This is a genomic window from Cetobacterium sp. (assembly GCF_048470075.1).
GTDB lineage: Bacteria > Fusobacteriota > Fusobacteriia > Fusobacteriales > Fusobacteriaceae > Cetobacterium_A.
The window spans coordinates 1-1993 of sequence record NZ_DBGBQB010000159.1; the positions used below are offsets into that span (position 1 = coordinate 1).

Below are 1993 nucleotides of genomic sequence, written 5' to 3' on the forward strand. Positions count from 1 at the left end.
ATTCAAGGGAGAGCCAAGATACTCTTTGTCCATGAAGATGGAAAGCAATCCATAATTCATTTTGTTAAAAAAGGGGAGTATTTGGGAGAACTGAGTTTTTTAGAGATTGAAAAAGACCCTAAGGAGGTTATTTCAATTACAGAATCGATTTTTGTTTCAATTGATATGTCTCTAGCTAAAAAAGAGTTAATTAAAGACACTCAATTTCTATTTGATTTATCTAAATTTATTGGAAGTAAAATGTTAGAACGAACTTACTTCCACTCTAAAAATCAAAATTATGGTTTAAAAAATAGATTGGCTGGATATATTTTAATGTCTCAAAGCAATGAGATATATTTAGAGAAACACACTGAAACAGCGGAATATCTAGGGGTAAGTTATAGACAACTTCTATATATCTTTAAAGAGTTTTTAGAGCAAGAGGTGCTTATAAAACTTAAAAAAGGTTATAAGGTCAATATAAAAAAATTGGAATTATTAGCCAAGGACACAGTTATAGCTTAGGTTAATCTAAATTAAAAAATAGAAAAGACGCCAAAGGGAAAACTTTGACGTCTAATTAAATTTATTTTAAAAATCACTTAAAATAATTGAAGAATCTTTTTGACTAGCCTCTATAAGCTCCTCACTAAACCCAGACTTTGAAAATAATATATAGTATTCTTTACGAGAATCATTTTTCCATTTAACAACTTTAGCTTTCTCTTTAAGTTTATAAAGAACACTCAATCCTACGTGTTTATTTGACCACTTACACTCACCAAATAAAATCTCATTTTCTCCTAAAGCAACTATATCTATCTCCTCATTTTTATCCCACCATCTTCCAAGATTTCTTATAAGGAATGGAATTTTGTTATTCCACATTAAACTCTCTCTTGAAAGATTTTCATAAACTTTTGAAACCCACAGATCAAAAGTGCTTTTAATCTTTTCCAAAGGATAAGTTAAGTTTCCAATCTCTAAATAACTTTGATAAGGATAGACATAATTAAACCAAAAGTTCAAATAATTATCCTTTATCTTATAAAGAGCTTTTTTACTATTTTTTATATCCTCAGTTACAGGAATCTCTTTTTCAAGAATATCTAACTCTATGAGTTTAGAGATATATGGAGTTAAACCACTAGATGGAATATCTAGTTGTGATGAGATTGAAGATATTTTTGTATTTCCAGTAGCGATAGATAGTAGAATAGAGAAATATCTAGATAAATCATTTATCTCCTCTTGAAGCAAAAATTTAGGCTCAGAATACAAATAATTATCTCTATCAAAGATATTATGCTCTATATTCCAAAGAGGAGTTCTCTCTCTATCAAAACTTAAAATATATTTTGGAATTCCACCAGTTATTGAATACATTTCAATTAATGAATGATGAGATATATCTTTAAAAAACTCTGAATAGTATTTAAAATCTATTGGTTTTAATTTTATTTGAGCTGTCCTTCTTCCAAATAGTGGGCTATCGTAAGCTAAAACCTCTGAGTACATCATAGAAATTAATGATCCACAAAGAATTATCATAATATTTTTTTCTTTTAATTTTTCATCAAAGATTCTTTGGAATATAGATGAAAAACTTTTATTTATCATACAAAGATATTGAAACTCATCAATTACCAACACAAATTTTTCATTTCCAAGTTTACTGATAAAATAATCAAATAATGTATCCCAATCTTTTATCTCAATTTTTTTTACAAAATCATCATCGAAGTATTCTCCCAATTGATTTTTAAATCTATTTATTTGTATAGTTTCATTCTGTTTATCTGTAAAAAAATAAAAAGCTTTTTTATCCTTTATAAACTCTTTTATAAGCGTTGTCTTTCCTACTCTTCTTCTTCCATAAATAACAGTGAAGCTTAAGTTTTTTTTAAACTCTTTATTTAAAGTTTTCATCTCTTGTTGTCTATTTACAAAGTTCATAATTATCACCTCATCCATATTATATAATCTAAATTATAATAATTTAAATTATTAT

At 26.7% G+C, this 1993-nt stretch carries 2 protein-coding genes; one reads left to right on the top strand and one right to left on the bottom strand.

The annotated features are described in order from the left end of the window. Positions 1-507 (top strand): cyclic nucleotide-binding domain-containing protein (locus tag ACMOUI_RS05610; protein ID WP_418964755.1); only part of this gene is annotated, 507 nt, incomplete at its 5' end. 66 nt (positions 508-573) lie between these two features. On the opposite strand, the gene ACMOUI_RS05615 is transcribed toward ACMOUI_RS05610, so the two are convergent. Further along, the gene (locus ACMOUI_RS05615; protein WP_418964756.1) at positions 574-1938 is read right to left on the bottom strand and encodes an ATP-binding protein; all 1365 of its coding nucleotides are present in this window, start codon (positions 1936-1938) and stop codon (positions 574-576) included. Between the last annotated feature and the right edge of the window lie 55 nt (positions 1939-1993).